The sequence below is a fragment of the Candidatus Magnetobacterium casense genome (assembly GCF_000714715.1).
Taxonomy (GTDB): Bacteria; Nitrospirota; Thermodesulfovibrionia; order Thermodesulfovibrionales; family Magnetobacteriaceae; genus Magnetobacterium; species Magnetobacterium casense.
In genome coordinates, this window is record NZ_JMFO01000011.1 from 57,691 (window position 1) to 73,449 (window position 15,759).

13 protein-coding genes and 1 tRNA gene are annotated in these 15,759 nt (G+C 48.0%); 1 reads left to right on the forward strand and 13 read right to left on the reverse strand.

Annotation, left to right across the window (positions count from 1 at the left end; translation table 11 throughout):
- The first annotated feature begins 135 nt into the window (after positions 1-135).
- Positions 136-2,172 carry an FG-GAP-like repeat-containing protein gene (locus Mcas_RS17535; RefSeq protein ID WP_162176283.1) on the forward strand — a complete coding sequence of 679 codons (2,037 nt, stop codon included), beginning with the start codon at positions 136-138 and terminating at the stop codon, positions 2,170-2,172.
- Between the two features lie 104 nt (positions 2,173-2,276).
- Here Mcas_RS17535 and Mcas_RS07870 read toward each other — a convergent pair whose 3' ends face one another.
- The 13 genes from Mcas_RS07870 to Mcas_RS07935 form a co-directional block, all read right to left on the reverse strand.
- Complete coding sequence (locus tag Mcas_RS07870; protein ID WP_040334967.1) at positions 2,277-3,206, reverse strand: PhnD/SsuA/transferrin family substrate-binding protein; 930 nt, start codon at positions 3,204-3,206, stop codon at positions 2,277-2,279.
- Positions 3,207-4,232 carry a sensor histidine kinase gene (locus Mcas_RS07875; RefSeq protein ID WP_052567012.1) on the reverse strand — a complete coding sequence of 342 codons (1,026 nt, stop codon included), beginning with the start codon at positions 4,230-4,232 and terminating at the stop codon, positions 3,207-3,209.
- Positions 4,233-4,243: 11 nt separating this feature from the next.
- Positions 4,244-4,624, reverse strand: a complete 381-nt coding sequence (locus Mcas_RS07880; RefSeq protein WP_040334968.1) for a DUF1987 domain-containing protein — start codon at positions 4,622-4,624, stop codon at positions 4,244-4,246.
- 4 nt (positions 4,625-4,628) lie between these two features.
- Positions 4,629-5,189, reverse strand: a complete 561-nt coding sequence (locus Mcas_RS07885) for a SiaB family protein kinase (protein ID WP_040334969.1) — start codon at positions 5,187-5,189, stop codon at positions 4,629-4,631.
- 7 nt (positions 5,190-5,196) lie between these two features.
- Positions 5,197-6,963 carry a SpoIIE family protein phosphatase gene (locus tag Mcas_RS07890; RefSeq protein ID WP_040334970.1) on the reverse strand — a complete coding sequence of 589 codons (1,767 nt, stop codon included), beginning with the start codon at positions 6,961-6,963 and terminating at the stop codon, positions 5,197-5,199.
- The gene (locus tag Mcas_RS16580; protein WP_052567013.1) at positions 6,963-8,891 is read right to left on the reverse strand and encodes an HD domain-containing phosphohydrolase; all 1,929 of its coding nucleotides are present in this window, start codon (positions 8,889-8,891) and stop codon (positions 6,963-6,965) included. The genes Mcas_RS07890 and Mcas_RS16580 overlap by 1 nt, the downstream gene beginning before the upstream one ends.
- 120 nt (positions 8,892-9,011) lie before the next feature.
- The gene (locus Mcas_RS16585) at positions 9,012-10,724 is read right to left on the reverse strand and encodes a SpoIIE family protein phosphatase (protein ID WP_052567014.1); all 1,713 of its coding nucleotides are present in this window, start codon (positions 10,722-10,724) and stop codon (positions 9,012-9,014) included.
- A gap of 123 nt (positions 10,725-10,847) precedes the next feature.
- On the reverse strand, positions 10,848-11,186 hold the full coding sequence (locus Mcas_RS07910) for an STAS domain-containing protein (protein ID WP_040334971.1): 339 nt from the start codon (positions 11,184-11,186) through the stop codon (positions 10,848-10,850).
- A gap of 25 nt (positions 11,187-11,211) precedes the next feature.
- The gene (locus tag Mcas_RS07915; RefSeq protein ID WP_052567015.1) at positions 11,212-11,739 is read right to left on the reverse strand and encodes an ATP-binding protein; all 528 of its coding nucleotides are present in this window, start codon (positions 11,737-11,739) and stop codon (positions 11,212-11,214) included.
- 155 nt (positions 11,740-11,894) lie between these two features.
- Positions 11,895-11,967, reverse strand: a tRNA-Ala gene (locus Mcas_RS07920).
- A gap of 160 nt (positions 11,968-12,127) precedes the next feature.
- Positions 12,128-13,939 carry a M3 family oligoendopeptidase gene (locus Mcas_RS07925; RefSeq protein WP_040334972.1) on the reverse strand — a complete coding sequence of 604 codons (1,812 nt, stop codon included), beginning with the start codon at positions 13,937-13,939 and terminating at the stop codon, positions 12,128-12,130.
- A gap of 103 nt (positions 13,940-14,042) precedes the next feature.
- The gene (locus Mcas_RS07930) at positions 14,043-14,480 is read right to left on the reverse strand and encodes a response regulator (protein ID WP_052567016.1); all 438 of its coding nucleotides are present in this window, start codon (positions 14,478-14,480) and stop codon (positions 14,043-14,045) included.
- The gene (locus Mcas_RS07935; RefSeq protein WP_040334973.1) at positions 14,473-15,681 is read right to left on the reverse strand and encodes a PAS domain-containing sensor histidine kinase; all 1,209 of its coding nucleotides are present in this window, start codon (positions 15,679-15,681) and stop codon (positions 14,473-14,475) included. The genes Mcas_RS07930 and Mcas_RS07935 overlap by 8 nt, the downstream gene beginning before the upstream one ends.
- Positions 15,682-15,759 lie beyond the last annotated feature (78 nt).

Below are 15,759 nucleotides of genomic sequence, written 5' to 3' on the forward strand. Positions count from 1 at the left end.
TCTATAAGTACCAAGACCTGTTTTACAGGTTTATAACGAAATATGTACCATTGGAGGAAGTATGTTCCGAAGGAGTAACAGACCCCAAAAGAAGTATCTCAAATGCCGCAGTGCAAGTATTGTAAGGAGGCTTGTATGTTAAAGAAGGGCTATGGCGTTGGAAACATTTTTTTAGCGTTGTTGGTATGTGTCATGGTTCTTGCCATGTTTGGTGGTGTAGCAATGTCTGATTCAGCCAGGCTCACTAACCCCGCAAATAATCACACATATCAGAGGTATGATATATTACGGATATGGGATGACGCCAAGGCTCATTGTGAAGCGCAGGGTGGATACCTGGCAACCGTGACTGAAAATAGTGAAAACCTGTTTCTTGTCGATAACTTCTGTTCTACAACTCTTATAGGTTCAGCTCGTTGTTGGCTTGGGGCAACTGACGTAGAGAACGAAGGCGATTTTAGATGGATAACAGGCGAGGCATGGGGTTTTACGTATTGGGCTCCTGGCGAACCTAATAACAACAATAACAAAAGTGAAGAAGATTGCCTGGTGTACAAGAATAACCAATGGAATGATACGGAATGTGACGCAGCCTATTATCCGGTTTGCGAGTGGGATGCACCATCACAATACACCCTTACGGTGACAACGACAGGTTCCGGTACTGTAACGAGCACGCCTTCAGGGATAGATTGCGGTGACACGTGCTCTGCCGATTTTGATACCGACACACCCGTAACCCTAACCGCGGCGGCTGACTCCGGTTCAACGTTTGCGGGTTGGAGCGGTGACTGCACAGGGGCAAGCTCAACCTGCGCGGTAACGATGTCGGCGGCAAGGAGCGTGGCAGCAACGTTTTCGCTTACGCCCACTCCCACACCAACGCCAACTCCCACCCCGACACCGACTCCAACTCCCACTCCTACACCAACTCCTACACCCACACCTACACCCACCTCAACGCCTACACCAACTCCAACGCCTACTTCCACTCCAACACCGAGCCAAGTGAAGCTCACGGTAGCAAAGCAGGGCACCGGCGACGGCACGGTAACCGCGGCCCCCGGCACTATCACCTGGAGCGGCAAGACTGGCACGGCATCGTATAACAAGAATACATCCGTTACCCTAACGGCATCTGCCGCGCTGGGCTCAACGATCAAGGGTTGGACGGGCTGTGACCTGAACATCGGCGCTAACCAGTGTATGGTCACAATGTCCGCCGACAAGAGCGTTTCCGTTGAGTTCGACGGCGGCAGCTCCGGCAGGCGGGTCAGACACGACTTCAACGGTGACGGCCATGCCGACGTCCTGTGGCGCAACACCGCAACCGGCGAAGTTGCGATCTGGCTGATGGACGGCATGAAGATAAACGGCGGTGATTTTATCGCCAGGGGCGTGACAGCGGACTGGGACGTCAAGGCAATAGGCGACTTTAACGGCGACAGCAAGGCCGATGTCCTCTGGCAAAATGCAGCGGGCGATGTCTTTATATGGCTCATCGAGGGCACCGTAATAAAGGCCGGTGGATATGCCGTCAAGGGTATGCCTGGCGAGTGGGAGGTCACAACGCTTGGCGACTTCAACGGCGATGGCAAGACCGACATCATGTGGAGAAACGCCAACTCCGGTGACGTCTACGTCTGGTTTATGGATGGGACGAATATAAAGGGCGGCGGCTACATGATCAAGGGCATGATTGGTGAGTGGGTGGTCAAGGCCGTGGCCGACTTCGATGGCGATGGCACAAGCGACGTCATGTGGCAGAATACCAGGAATGGCGACGTAGCCATGTGGCTGATGGACGGTCTGAGCATGTCAACGGGTAACTATGTTGCCAAGGGTGTCCCCGACAACTGGCAGATCAAGGCGGTTGACGACTTCGATGGCAATGGCAAGGCCGACATCATCTGGCAGAACACCAATACCGGCGACGTTGTTATATGGTTCATGGACGGGATGAGCATCGTCGGTGGCGACTTCATCCAGAAGGGTGTGCCTCACAACTGGCAGATCAAGGTCGTTGGGGATTACAACAGCGATGGCAAAGCCGACATCCTCTGGCAGGATACCACAAGTGGCGACGTCTACATGTACATCATGGATGGCAAGAACATAACCGGTGGCGGCTATGTGGCCTTTGGGCTTGCCTCCGGCTGGCAACCTAAGTAAAGAAGAAGAAGCAAGGAGGGCGGCTCCGCCCCCTCCTTGGCCCCATTTTACCATGTTTTTTTAAGAGGATACACAATATCTTTACAATACATGTGGTAATATGTTCATTCAAGCGTCTTTATTTCCGATGGGCTGAGTCTCCTGAGTTTCTCAAGGCCCAGCATCTTCAATACCTTTGCTCCTTCCGGCTCTTTGCCCATCTTTTCAAGGATCGTGAGCAGCGTATCACTGTCAGACTTGTCCGGTATGAGTATCACGGGGAGCATTATGTCATTGCTCTGGAGTAATGTGGTTATTGTCCTGTAAAGCTCCTGGTTTATAGTCGATAACTTTTCGAGACTGTTATCGGTGGTGACGGCATAGTCTACCAGGCCAAATCCTAACGACATGAGTGCGTCTATATCCTTTGGTACTGTGAGTATACTGACGGTATCCGATATTTCCTTTTTATTGCCAAGTATCTGGCGCAGGACATTGCGATTATGCTCCTGGGTTCCGGAGGCCGCCAGCTTGCCCCCCTGGAGCTTGTCAAGTGAAGCAACCTTCTTGCTTGCCACCAGTACCAGCTTCTGCACCGCCTTGCCATTGGATAACCCAACCATTACAGGGCGCACCTTGGCTCTGTCCTTGATCATCAGGTAGTACCAACTGGAGACCAAAAAGATATTGTCATTGTCTTTCTGGCCGTTGTGCCCCAGTGTTTGTGCATTGACATGACGTTCAAATGTCTCCTTGTCCTTGAAGGGTTGAAACTGATAGTTGCCAAAACGGGCAAGATAGTTGTCAAAGGCACCCTTTAAAGAGCTAAAGCTATCAACGTTAAGCTCGGGGCTGTAAAAATATATAACGGCCCCATTTGCACCAGCAGGGTTGACAAGTAGCAGCAATAGAGTCAAACACAAAGGCATCAGAAAAAAACAGGGCAACGCCATCCCCTCCTTATACCTGCCCCGCAAGAAGGTGCGGTTGCAGGGCATCCTTGCTGCACTTGCAGACAACGGATAGTCGTGATTGATTAGAGCAGCCACAAGCATTTATGGATTCAAGGGGGGTGGGGCTGAACTGCCCCCTTTGCCATTGTCATCGTCGTTTTTATCCACGGGGATTCTTACGGTAAAGGTAGTGCCTTTGCCCAGGATGCTTTGACACTCGATTGTGCCTTTGAGCGTCTGATTTACAGTGTTGTAGGTTATGTGCAGGCCCAGCCCTGTTCCTCCCTGTGCCCTGTTTGTGGTAAAGAAGGGGTCGTATATTTTAGGCATGTTTTCCGGAGCAATCCCCTTGCCATCGTCCGTGAAGTTGATGACAACGAATGTATCATCGCTGTAGATATCTATCAGGATGGTTCCCACGGAGTCATCGTCGTAGGCGTGCATGAGGGCGTTAATTGTAAAGTTTGTCAGTACCTGGGCAAGCGCCCCGGGATAACTGTCCATTTCGATATCGGGGGGGCATTTTATCTCCACCTTTATGGAGGTCGCCTTGAGCTTGGGGCTTAGGCTTATGATCACGCTTTCTACGTAGTCTTTGACATTAAATCTTCTTCTCTCGTGTGAGGTTCGGTCGGCAGAGACCATCTTGAAACTCCTTACGAGGTCGCTGGTGCGTTGGAGGTTGACAAGGATCAGTTGGCTTGATTCTTCGGCGTTACGCATGTACTGAAAGAGGTCGTCCTTTTTTGCGGTCTTGTTGGCGATATCCGTTGCGATGGTTTTTGTCAGATACTGCAGGTGCGATGCGGCGCTCACGGCAATGCCAACAGGGGTGTTTATCTCATGCGCAACGCCGGCAACAAGCTGCCCCAAGGATGCCATCTTTTCGGCCTGTACCAGTTGCTCCTGACTTTGTTTTAGTTTTTCATAGGCTTGATTGAGTTTTTCGTTGACCTCGAGGACCTCGCGTTGCTGGCGGTCGCTGATCTTTGTAATCCTGTCAAGACGGTGGGCGGTTTTTTCATAATACTTCAACAGTTTTGTCACGACCTCCTTTACCTCGGGGGGACTGGTATCGCCTTTGGTAATTTCTTCGGCCTTGCGGATTAGAGCGTCTTTGTCTGCCATGACGCTATATGCTATCCTACAACCAGATTAAAACGCAAGGATTCGAAATCCTCCTTGAAATCCATGCCTGATTCCTCTGCGCTTTCGTTTTCCTTGTCATGTATCCAGTTTATCTCTATCTCATGCCCGCTGTCCTGTGCCTCTTCCAGGAGGTCGAACATGTCGTACAGGAGTTTGGAGCTGCTGCTGTTAAAATAGGTTATCGTCAGGTTAAATACCGTCTTTGTAGTTGGTGCCTGCTCAAAGTATGACTTCAACCAGGCCATCACGGGGCCATAGAAGTCAAATGTGTTTTCAGGATAGGACTTTCCGCTGATCTCCATAACAGCCCTGCCTGCATCAAACGATATTCTTGGAGAGACCTTGGTGGCCTCTATGTACAGGTTATCCATAGATTTATCTTACCTCCCATAATTCTGCCTTTATCGAAAAAAATGCCTCTGTTTCACTAATGTCATCGATACTGTACTGAAGCGGGGCAGAGGCCTTACGTTGCATTTCGGCAAAGCCAAGGCCGGCTCCCTTACTGTGTGCATCTTGCCCGGACTTACGTAGCGTGCGATAGTAGTCTTTGAGGGTGGCGCTATCCATGGCTATTATCTTTCCCACCTTGTCGTGTATACTGGCCTTATCGCTGGCCAGTATGGTATTGCCGCTGGCAACGAAATAACGGTTTTTCTGCTTGTCGTATCCTACAAGGATGATCCCTGAGTCCTTATGAGTGTTGCTGATACTATCGCCTTTGTCGTTGATGTAGGTGATGAGATTCTGGGCCATCTCAATGAATATGGCGAAGACATTGTTTACAAGTCTGTTGTTGATATCGAGTTTTTCGAGACTCTCTCCCACAGCCTCGGCAACACTGGCTATGATCGAATGAGACAGTATACCGCTGAGACTGACTATTATACCTTCCTCGTCAAAATGTTGCTTTATAAATCGGATTTTGTCTATCATATTATCCTCATATCGTAAGTCCAACTACGGTTATATCATCGTTGCGGTCAGAGAGACCCTGATAAGAATTGAGCTGGTCTAAAAGCGCTTCCCTTTGCTCTGACATTGGTCTATGCCAGTTGTTTTCAATTATTGATACAAAACGCCTCCTGCCAAATGGCAGGTCCTTATTGCCACCGTTTTGATCGAGGTAGCCATCGGTGGAGATGTAGAATATGTCGCCCTGGACAATATTAAGCTCGATGTCGCGATAGATATAGTCTGGATTAGAGTCCTTATACCCCACGCTTTGCCTGTCCCCCTTTATAATATCGACATGCCCCTGCCTGCATACAAAGAGAGAGACGTTGGCCCCTGCATAGCGCACGATGCCGCGTTTGCGATTGAGGTACAACACGCCACCATCAAATCCGACATTGCTATGTCGGTATTGCCCTTTGACGTCACCGAGGGTTTCGAAGATGTCCTGCTTTAGGAGATCACGGATAGATTTGTTAAGCATAAAGAGTATCTGTCCAGGGGCAATGCCGCTATCCTTTGACAGTATCGTGTCTACTACGTTAGACCAGATGGTTCTTACCAGCATCGTGACAAAGGCTCCCGGCACACCATGCCCCGTACAATCTATAACGGATACGATGCACTCGTCCTGTTCACTAAGCTTGTCAATTATGTAGATGTCACCTCCAACGACGTCCTTGGGTTGCCAGATGACGAGGTGTTGGCTAAAGTATGCGGCAATGGAGGAGTCCTCCGGCAGTAATGAGTTTTGTATCATGGAGGCGTATTCGATAGAATCCGTGATCTTTTTGTGGGCCAGCTCAAGGCGATTGCGTTCATTTTGCAGGTGTTTATTAATTTCGTGGAGTTCCCGAGTACGTTCTTCTACCCGACCTTCGAGTGTCCTGTTGTATTGTGCAAGCTGTTCGTGCGACAATCTCAACTTATTGGTCATCTCTACGAAGGTACGGGCAAGGATGCCAACCTCGTCCTTTGACCGGAATCGCTCTTTACGATCTCCGGGGCCGACAGTTATCCGGTCTACTGCCGAGAAATCCCCTTTTGCTATCTCCTCTGCCGTCCCGGTAAGGTTGATCAGGGGGTCTGTAATAGCGCCAGAGGTGATCCACACAATAATTGAGCTTATCATGATGAATATGATGGCCACTACAACTGACCGGACGATCATCCCATGCGTCTTGACTTTAATAGTATCCTGCGTATCTTTGCTCAGTTGATTAAGTCGCTTGTTTGAATAACCTATGCGCAGAACCCCCCAGGGCTGAGATGCAAAGTACACTGGAACAATAAGTTCCATATATTCGTTGTCATTCTTTGTAAACTCATTAATGGTTTTATTCTGCCGGGTAATGGCAAAGATGTCCTCTGCTTCAGTGAGCCTGGTCTGACTCAATTCAGGCTTTAAGGTATGAATAAGCGCCGTTGAGCTGTTATCCATCAATATGATATATGCCGGCTCACCACTCTCTTTCCCCGCCTTTACGGACTTGCCTATTTGGTTTATTATGCCGGATATGTTAAAGGTGACCAGTGCCTCCTCAATCATAGTCTCAAGGCTATAAGCAAGGTCATTAGCCCTTTCTTTCATTGCCCCCTTCATGGTTTCGATGTATGTATTGAGCTCGTTTTTCAGGGCTGCTTCCTGGGCGGATATGTGGATGACAGTCATGATCGCCACAACGCTTACGACAATACCTACTGCAACAGCCAGAAATTTCCACCGTATGCTGTGATAAAATAAGTCTCTGAGCATCAAAAACGCTTTCCCTTTTTTGTATCAGATTGTTGTTTGGACACATCGTAACCCCATAGCCGATATCGGTCAACCTTGGCATGGGGGGCAATTGCTATGACAGAGAATTCGTCTATGCCGGTGCTGCGCAGCAGCGGGGTCAATGGGGTGGAACCATCCCCCTTTACAACGGTGTGGACGATGGGGGCATTTGCCTTCTCTCCACGTTGTGTCACTACCGCTATATCATTGTTTTTGAGCCTCACAAAAGAACCGGGAGGATAAAAACCAAGGGTTCCCATAAAGGTTTTTGCCACGTTCTCATCGAACTTTTGATCCTTGTTGATGAATATATCCCTTACGGCAACTGCCGGGGAGAGCTGGCGGCGATAGCTGCGTCCGGTTATCTCTGCACAGTAGAGGTCAGCCAAATAGAGAATGCGGGCAGCTCCACACACATCCCCTCCCGCAAGCCCTTTGGGATAACCTTTGCCGTCTATGGTCTCATGGTGCTGCAGGACGGTATTTAACCACAATTCATCGGTAACATTGTTCCTTTTAAGGAATGTCATGCCCTCCAGAGGATGACTTTGAATCTCTGCGCTCTGTTCGTCAGTCAATGGAGTTTTTTGATGATACAGTATTTCCTGTAACTCTATTATGGTAATATTCATCGTAATGGCCGCCGAGAGCAAGGATAAACGATCCTGTGCGGACCACCCAAGTTTCTTGGCAACAATCTCACACACTATCGCCGTATGCAACGGATGTTTGATAGTGTATTTTGCCTCTTGCTTTATTAGCAATGTGCCAAGTGCAATATCCGTGTCTGTTGAGCATGCGTGCATCAGCGTATTAGCCAGGGAGAAAACCTCCGATTGTATGTCCGCTTGTGTGCCTATCCGTTTGAACAAATGTTCGGTACTTGCATAGACAGCGTCGATATCCTCAAAGATTGAACCGGCAGCCTTGTCGTTAAACTCCACCGTTGCATCTACAGGGGCATTGGTTTTATTGGTGCTACCATTAAGGGCGATAAAGGCATGGACATGCGCAGATTTGATTGATACAGGTGGCGTTTTTGGTTTAACCGCATCCGTTTCTATTGTTTTAGCAGGTGTTGTGGGTATGGCAGGTATTTCTGTAGCCTTTGTATATTGTTCAAGCTGCTCGTGTGATGACTTGAGGTTGCTGGTTATCTCTACAAAGTTGCGGGCAAGCATACCAATTTCATCGTTTGAGTCGGTGGATAGCTGCTCTGCGGCTGAGAAATCCCCTTTTGCTATACCCTCCACCATCTTGGTGAGTTTGGTCAGGGGGGCTAGAAGCCTTCCGGAGAAGATCAACGCAATGATCGCACTTATAATAATGGAGACAATGGCTACTAAGAGCGACCTTATGACCAACTCCCGTGTTTTCAGGCTGATAGCATGTTGTGTGCTTTTTATCATTTGGTTAAGCTTTTTGTTTGAATAGCCGATGCGCAGAACCCCCCAAGGTTTGGAGGCATAATTTACGGCAACGATAAGCTCCATATATTCATTTTCATCCTTTGTAAACTCATTAATAGTTCTTTGATGCTGGGCGATGGCAAAGGCATCCTCTTTTTCGGTCAGCTTGGTCTGACGCAATTGAGACTTTAAGGTATGGATAAGGGCGGTTGAGTCATTGTTCATCAATATGATATATGCCGGCTCACCGGTGTCTTTACCAGCCTCGATATATTTTTCCATTTGTTGGGTCACGCCGGAGATGCCGCCGGTAACCAGCGCCTCCTCGACCATAGTGGTCAGTGTATCGGCAAGGTCATTTGCCCTGTCTTTCATGGCCTCTTTTACGATTATCCTGTGTGTATTGAGCTCATCCTCTAGAGTTGCTTTATGGATGGATATGTTGATGGCTGTGACTATTGCCACAACGATCATGACAATACCCACAGCAACGGTCAAAAACTTCCATCTCATGCTTTGTTTAAACAAGCCCATAAGCACCATAATAAAAGAATTGGGGTGTTTCCCGTAATACACAATTTAACATTGCCACAGCCTTAATTGTTTTTTCTCAAAAAGTCAAGTTCCATATTTTAGTGCCAGCATTGTGATATCGTCAAACTGGGGGGCATCTCCAATGAATGTCTGCAGGGCATCCACGATGCGCCCTACCAGGTGATTTGCGCTGTCGTTGCTGGCGTTGTTTAACAGACGCTCCAGGGCAGGGGCATCAAATGGTTGTTGGTTTGCATCCACTGCGTCAGTGATGCCGTCGGTGTATATAAAGATACCGTCGCCCTTTTTGAGCGATACAGTGTCTTTGTCGAATGTGAAATCGTCCATGACGCCCAGTGGAATATCTGCCTTGATCTTCATCTCTTTCGGTTTGTCGGAGGCGTAGAGTAGGTATGGGGGATTGTGGCCGGCATTGCTGAAGCTCACCTCTCCAGTACGGATGTCTATAATTGCCAGGAAAAATGTAACGAACATCCCGGAGTTCTGTGCGCAAAGCTCCTTGTTGAGCGCCCCAAGGATCGCCTCAGGTGACGTATACAACGTGGCAAACGCCCTGAGTGTGATCTTGGCCGCAGACATTATGAGGGCGGCATGTACGCCCTTATCCGATACGTCCCCAACGGCAAAGCAGAGATGATTGTCATCCATCGGGAAGAAGTCGTAGAGGTCTCCGCCGACCTCTCGTGCCGGTTGCAGGAAGGCAAACAGATCGATCCCGTATCTGTCCTTTATGTCGGAGAAGTTCGTAGGCAGCATGTTCATTTGTATGTCACGGGAGAGCTTAAGGGATTGTTCCAGCTTATGTTCCCTGACACTGCTGAAATACATCGAGGCATGGGTGCAGAATATGTCGATCATCTTCTTGTCCCACTGGCTGATGGCGTTACGGTTTTCTATCAACAACATGTTGCTGATCTCATCACCGGTCTTAAGGCATGTAACCAGTTGCCTGGCAACTGAATCATTTTTATCGGTTTTTTCTACTGTCGTTGGTGCAGATGCAGCCTCAAAGGCTTTCTTGAGCATCACAAGGATATCGGCGCTAACGAGCTCGGCAACCCTCTTGCCCTTGGCCTGCTCATACACACCGGTAGCGCTTATAACCATCAGGTCGTCTATCTTGTTGTCGGTGAGGATGAGTGAGTATGCATCTGCTCTTGTGCTTGTATCCAGGGTCAGGATCGAGTTTAGTTGTATCAGCACCTCTGAAAAAAAGCTGTCTATGAGTTTTACGTCAAAGAGTGACTTTGATGACTCTATCAATTTTTCCAGGGCGTGCAGGTTGCTATCTATGGTCATGATGTCCCTGTATGACCTTATGGCTGCCACCGTGGAGGTTATTAGTTTCTGTCTTTGGAGTTCATTTTTTTCCTTATAGTCATTTATATCGTAATCCACTATGATGGCTTCTTCCGGGGCCAATCCCGGTTGACCTGTGCGCAGGACTATCCTGACGAACTTGTTCTTTAGCGTTTCCCTTATGTATTTAACAACGTCAAGTCCGGCGTGGTCGTTTTCCATAACCACGTCCAGGAATATCAGGGCGGTGTCAGGATGTTTGGCGATCTCATGGATTGCCTCCTTGCCCGTGTATGCGCTGATGAATTCCAGTCCCCTGCTTTCGATAGTGAACGACTTCAGTATCATCAGTGTCACCTCGTGTACCCCCGGCTCGTCATCAACGATCATAACCTTCCACCTGGTATTGGTGCCGGTTAACGGTGCATCTTGACCGTTGCTACTGTCCTGAAACAGGTCGTCCAACTCATCAGACATGGAACAAATCTCCTTGCCACAATTTGGTTGAGGTTAGCATATCAAGCATCACGTTGTCAATGGAGCGAATTCTCTGGGTACATAAATCTTCATCGGCCCCACTGAATCTCTGCATGAAGGAGTTTATTGCAGCTCCTTTAACGCTGCCTCCTCGGAGTCATAGACATTAAAGAGGGTGTTGTAAAAGCCGGTCAGTTTAAATATCTGCTCTATGCGTTTGGGCATGGCAACGAAGATAATTTTTCCCCCTTGTTCCTGGAGCTTCTTGGCCGGTGTGACAAAGCTGCTAAGTCCGGAGCTTGATATAAACACCAGGCCACTTACGTTAATTATAAAATACAGCTCGCCATTGGCAATACACGGTTCTATTATGGCAGTGAACTCTCGTGCAGTGGAGCTGTCGAGTCTGCCGTTAATTGTTATAATCGTTATGTTGCCGTTCTTACGGGTCAGGATTTCCATGCTGTCTCCATGTTTGAGAGCTGTTTTAATTTAGTTTTTTGGTTAATGTCAGCATCCCAATGCCGTTTTTGTGTTCGTAACGCATCTCATCCATTACCTGTCTTATAAAGTAGACTCCCATGCCACCGGGTTTCCTGTCTTTAAGATTAGCGGTAAGGTTCGGAGCAGGCACGGAGTCATAGTCAAACGGGCGTCCGTTATCCCTGATGGTGATTACAAGTTTGCTGTCAGTAACGGTAATGCCAAGGTTAAGCCACGCTTGTTCTGGGACATCATATGCGTATTTGATAATATTTGTGCATGCCTCCTCAACGGCCAATGTTGAGTCAAACCCAACGTCTTCGCTCAGACCAAGTGATTGGACCGACTCTGCAATGAAGTCCACGATTTCAGGTATATTTTCAAGTCCGCCTGTTACGGTTAGCTTGAAGTGTATTGGGGATGGCAGCTTTTTCATGGCTATCATCCTGACGTCATCAACCTGTAGAGCGTCTTGCGGAATCTCATGCACGTAAATCAGGTAGGCTGTAACAAGGCATTTGGCGGATAACATTCGGTGTCATATCCAAGGCCCTACAGCCGTATGTCCGCATAGTGTTTCAAGCAGGTGCCCATCCTCATAACTTGTTACTCACAGCCATTCTCCTTATTTTCTTTTATCCGGATGTTATACCTAACAGGGATAGCGTTTACAATGTTACTCTAAAATGGACGGTAGGGGATTCGAACCCCCGACCCCCACGTTGCGAACGTGATGCTCTCCCAACTGAGCTAACCGCCCTTAAATGACCGTCCACTAACCATGCAACCAACACACCTATTGTTACATAACCATTGACCCAAAATCAATAAGCACCACAAACAACCGTGGTTGGCAAGATTTAAGCCACTTTTATATTTTTCGTAATGAGGATACTTCGCCCCTCTGTTGGCAACCCCTTCTATAGCACTTCGAGTTGGTTTATCATGGTTTCGATGACCCTGAAGCCACTTCTCCAGAAGGCCGGGTCCGATATGTCAATGCCGACTTCGCTTAGTATGTGATCGGGGCTTTTTGAGCCGCCGTAGGAGAGTATCTTCAAAAACAGCGGCTTGAATTTCTCACCTTCCTCCTTGTACCTCTGATACAGGGCAAGGGAGAGAAGTTCACCAAAACAATAGGCATAGCAGTAAAACGGAGTGTGATATATATGCGGGATCGCCATCCACTCGAATCTGAAGTCCTTGCTGATGTCCACGACGTCGCCAAACTGTGCCGAAAGGGTTGACATGTATAGGGCGTTGAGGTCTATTTCACCCTCGGAAAAAAGACGATGCGCCTTCTGTTCAAAGATCACAAAGTATGCCTGCCTGATAACGGTTGCATAGATGTCATCTATGGCGTTTTGGAGGATTTCGCGTTTTACGTTTCTGTCGGTTTCGGTAGCCAGGAGCCTTTCGGTCAGGAGCATTTCGGAAAACACGGACGCCGTTTCGGCAAGCGGGAGGGTTGCGTTGTACGTAAGGACGCTGTGCTCATGAGCCATGAGTGCATGTACGGCGTGTCCCATCTCATGTGCAATGGTGGCAACCTGACGCGGTTGACCGTTGTAGTTGACAAGCACCCAGGGCAGTAGTGTTGGCAGGGCACTGTAGCAGAAGGCCCCTCCACGCTTATTGGGACGGTCTTCGCTATCAACGTGCCGTTGTTCAAAGACACGGCGGGCTAACACCTCTAACTGCGGGGAAAACTCCCTGAAGGTGTCCAGTACCATAGCCACGGCATCGTGATAGGCAATGGTCTTGTGTGGTTTATTATCCTGATTGTCAGAGGAGGCGTAGCAGGGGGCATAGATGTCATAACGCTGCAACTTGGGAGTGTTTAACATGCGCCCCTTGAGCTTGAAGTAGCGTTGAAAGACATGGGCCTCCACTTCGCAGACGGTTAGCAGTATCTCCACTGCAATGTCGGAGACGTCGTTGGCGAGATTTCGTACGCTTATTGGTGATTGAAATTGGCGCAGATGCAGATTTTCGTTTGTAAAATCACGCAACCTGTGGATGTATATCTGCGAAAGAACAGCCTCGTCGGCACCATAGACCCGTAAAAGTTCCTGATATGCTCCCTTGCGTAGCCCGGCGTCATGGTGACGGACATAGCCCATGAGTGCATCTCTGGTCAGTTGCTGTTTCTTGCCGTCTATCTCCAGTTCAAAGGCATACTTGTTTGTAATCATATCATAGAGGGTAAGGATTGCATTTATGCCGTTTACGTCCTTTAAGTTGATAATTTTCTCTTCGGGTTCTGAAAGCGTGTGCCGTTTAAAGTTGCGTTGCTGTTTCAGGTAGTATTGCAGGGAGCCGGAACAGGCGATGAGTCTGTTGGCCTCATCGTTGGACAGTGACCTCCACCAGAGGTTGAAAAACAGTATGCGATTTTGCAGGGACGCCAGCATGTCATCCATGCGCACCATATAGGACAGTGCCTCACGGTTTTGCGTGTCTTCGGAAAACCACAACTGTCCATAGGCCCCCAGTCGGTTGGACAGCGTTGCAAACCGCTCCAGGGCATTGAGGATTCTCACAAAGTCCTCGCACGTCATACCGGGCACAAGCGTATCACGAAGGGATTGTATGTAGCTTGCAGTTTCGTCTATCTCCTGTATAACATCCTCCAGCTCAGGCCCCTTCCCACCCGGCAAGAGCTCACTCAATGTCCACCTGGGGGTCAGCAACCCCTGGGGCAATGTTTGCTTGTGCATCGCATCTGTCATCTGTCAGCCTCCATCTGTCAAGCCTCTCTGGGTTTTATTTTGAATCTGTTGTAAAATGAAATTGTCTGAAAATTCAACGTTCCTCAAAAAGCCTTTTGCTGCCTTACACCTTCTTGTCTTTAAGCAGCTTTCTTGCCACCACGGAGTAGATTATATCCTCAAGGTATTGTATAGTATAAGGTTTTTTGAGAAAGGCGTTAACATACTCCTCTACATCCTTAACCTTCTTATCGGGCTCTGCCGTGATCATAATGACCGGTATATCTTTATAGGCCTCAAGTGCCCGCAGCTTCTTTACAAACGTCAGACCGTCTACCATCGGCATGTTCCAGTCGGTTATGATAAAGTTAGGCTTTGTCACCATCAGCTTTGAAAATGCCTGTGCACCATTTGAGGCAGTCGTTATGTTTGCCTTTGTAAAACCCAGGTCTTCAAGCAACATGATGTTATTTTTTATATTGGGCATCATGTCATCTACCAACAGGACCTTCATGGTCTTAAATTGCTGCCTTATGAGCATCTTAACGCGCGGATCAATCATCCGTAGCACCTCCTTCTTCTATTACATTGACAAGTGGCAGTTGGATGCAAAACGTTGCCCCTTTGTCACCAAAGTTCTCTGCCCATATCGTACCTCCCATTTCGCCGGTAAGTTTGCGACAGTCGGTCAGGCCGTAGCCGGTTCCGGTTGTTTTAAAGGTAATGCCTTTTTCAAAAATGAACTCCTTCTTGTCATCCGGTATAAGTCTTCCTTTGTTGGAGACTTTGATAAGCACGTTGTTGTCATTGACATGCCCGTCTATTATAATATGCGACTCTTCCGTATCGAGTATCTTCATATTACCCTCGGCATAAAAGCCATCATCCCAGGGGCCATAGTGCATGATAACCTCATCTCTGGCGTTGTTAAAGACGTTTCTCAGAATGGTGTTGAGATTGACGGCAATGCCCCTGACGTAATATTGTTTATCGTCTGGAAATCTGTTCTCCACCTTCAGGTAACTGCTCTTTTTACCCATGCGTAGTGGCAGGAGGTTCTTTTTTATATATTCATTGACATTGAGGTCGCCTTCCTCAACGTTATTGACAGAGGTACTCTTAAGGACGCTGACAAGGAGTTCGTACATGCTTTTTAGTTCGAAATCGAGGCTTTCTATATAGTCTTCCTCAAGCAGTTCGTTGAGCTTATCCGGTTTGTTCTTGCGCCTTTTAAGCAGCTCAAAGAAGGTTATGATGGTGGAAATGTAATTCTTTAAGGTATGGGCTGAATATGCGTACATCTCAAATATCTGGTCCTGTTGTCTGATGAGAAGCTCCTTTTGCTTAAGAAGGGTCTCTACCTCTATCTTTGCCTGTCTGTACGGATAAGACTCGCCGTCGTATATGCCCTCATCGTTGTGCTGATACAGATTACCCCTGATCATCGACATAAAGAACTTCCTGTTGTCAACCTCATAACTTGAAACCGTCACCTCGGCAGGGAACCTGCTGCCATCTTTTTTAGCAGCAACAGACTCGCTTATCTTTGTCTCTCTTTTTAACAAATCCAACCCCTTTGGAAACAACATTTCAACGCTCATGCCTATTAGCTCGTCACTGTTATAGCCAAAGAGCCTTGTGGCGGCATTATTGCCATACATGACAGACCCCTTCTGGTCCATCACCAGTATGGCATCTCGTGCAGCCTCAACCAACCGTTGGAAGTGATTGCCGTCTTTGTCGTTAATATCGTTGTTGCTCATAACAGTAACACCTTTTTATGATACAACAACCGCAAACATTTATGCAATTGCTGTATCCTCTTTATATTTCATGGTAAC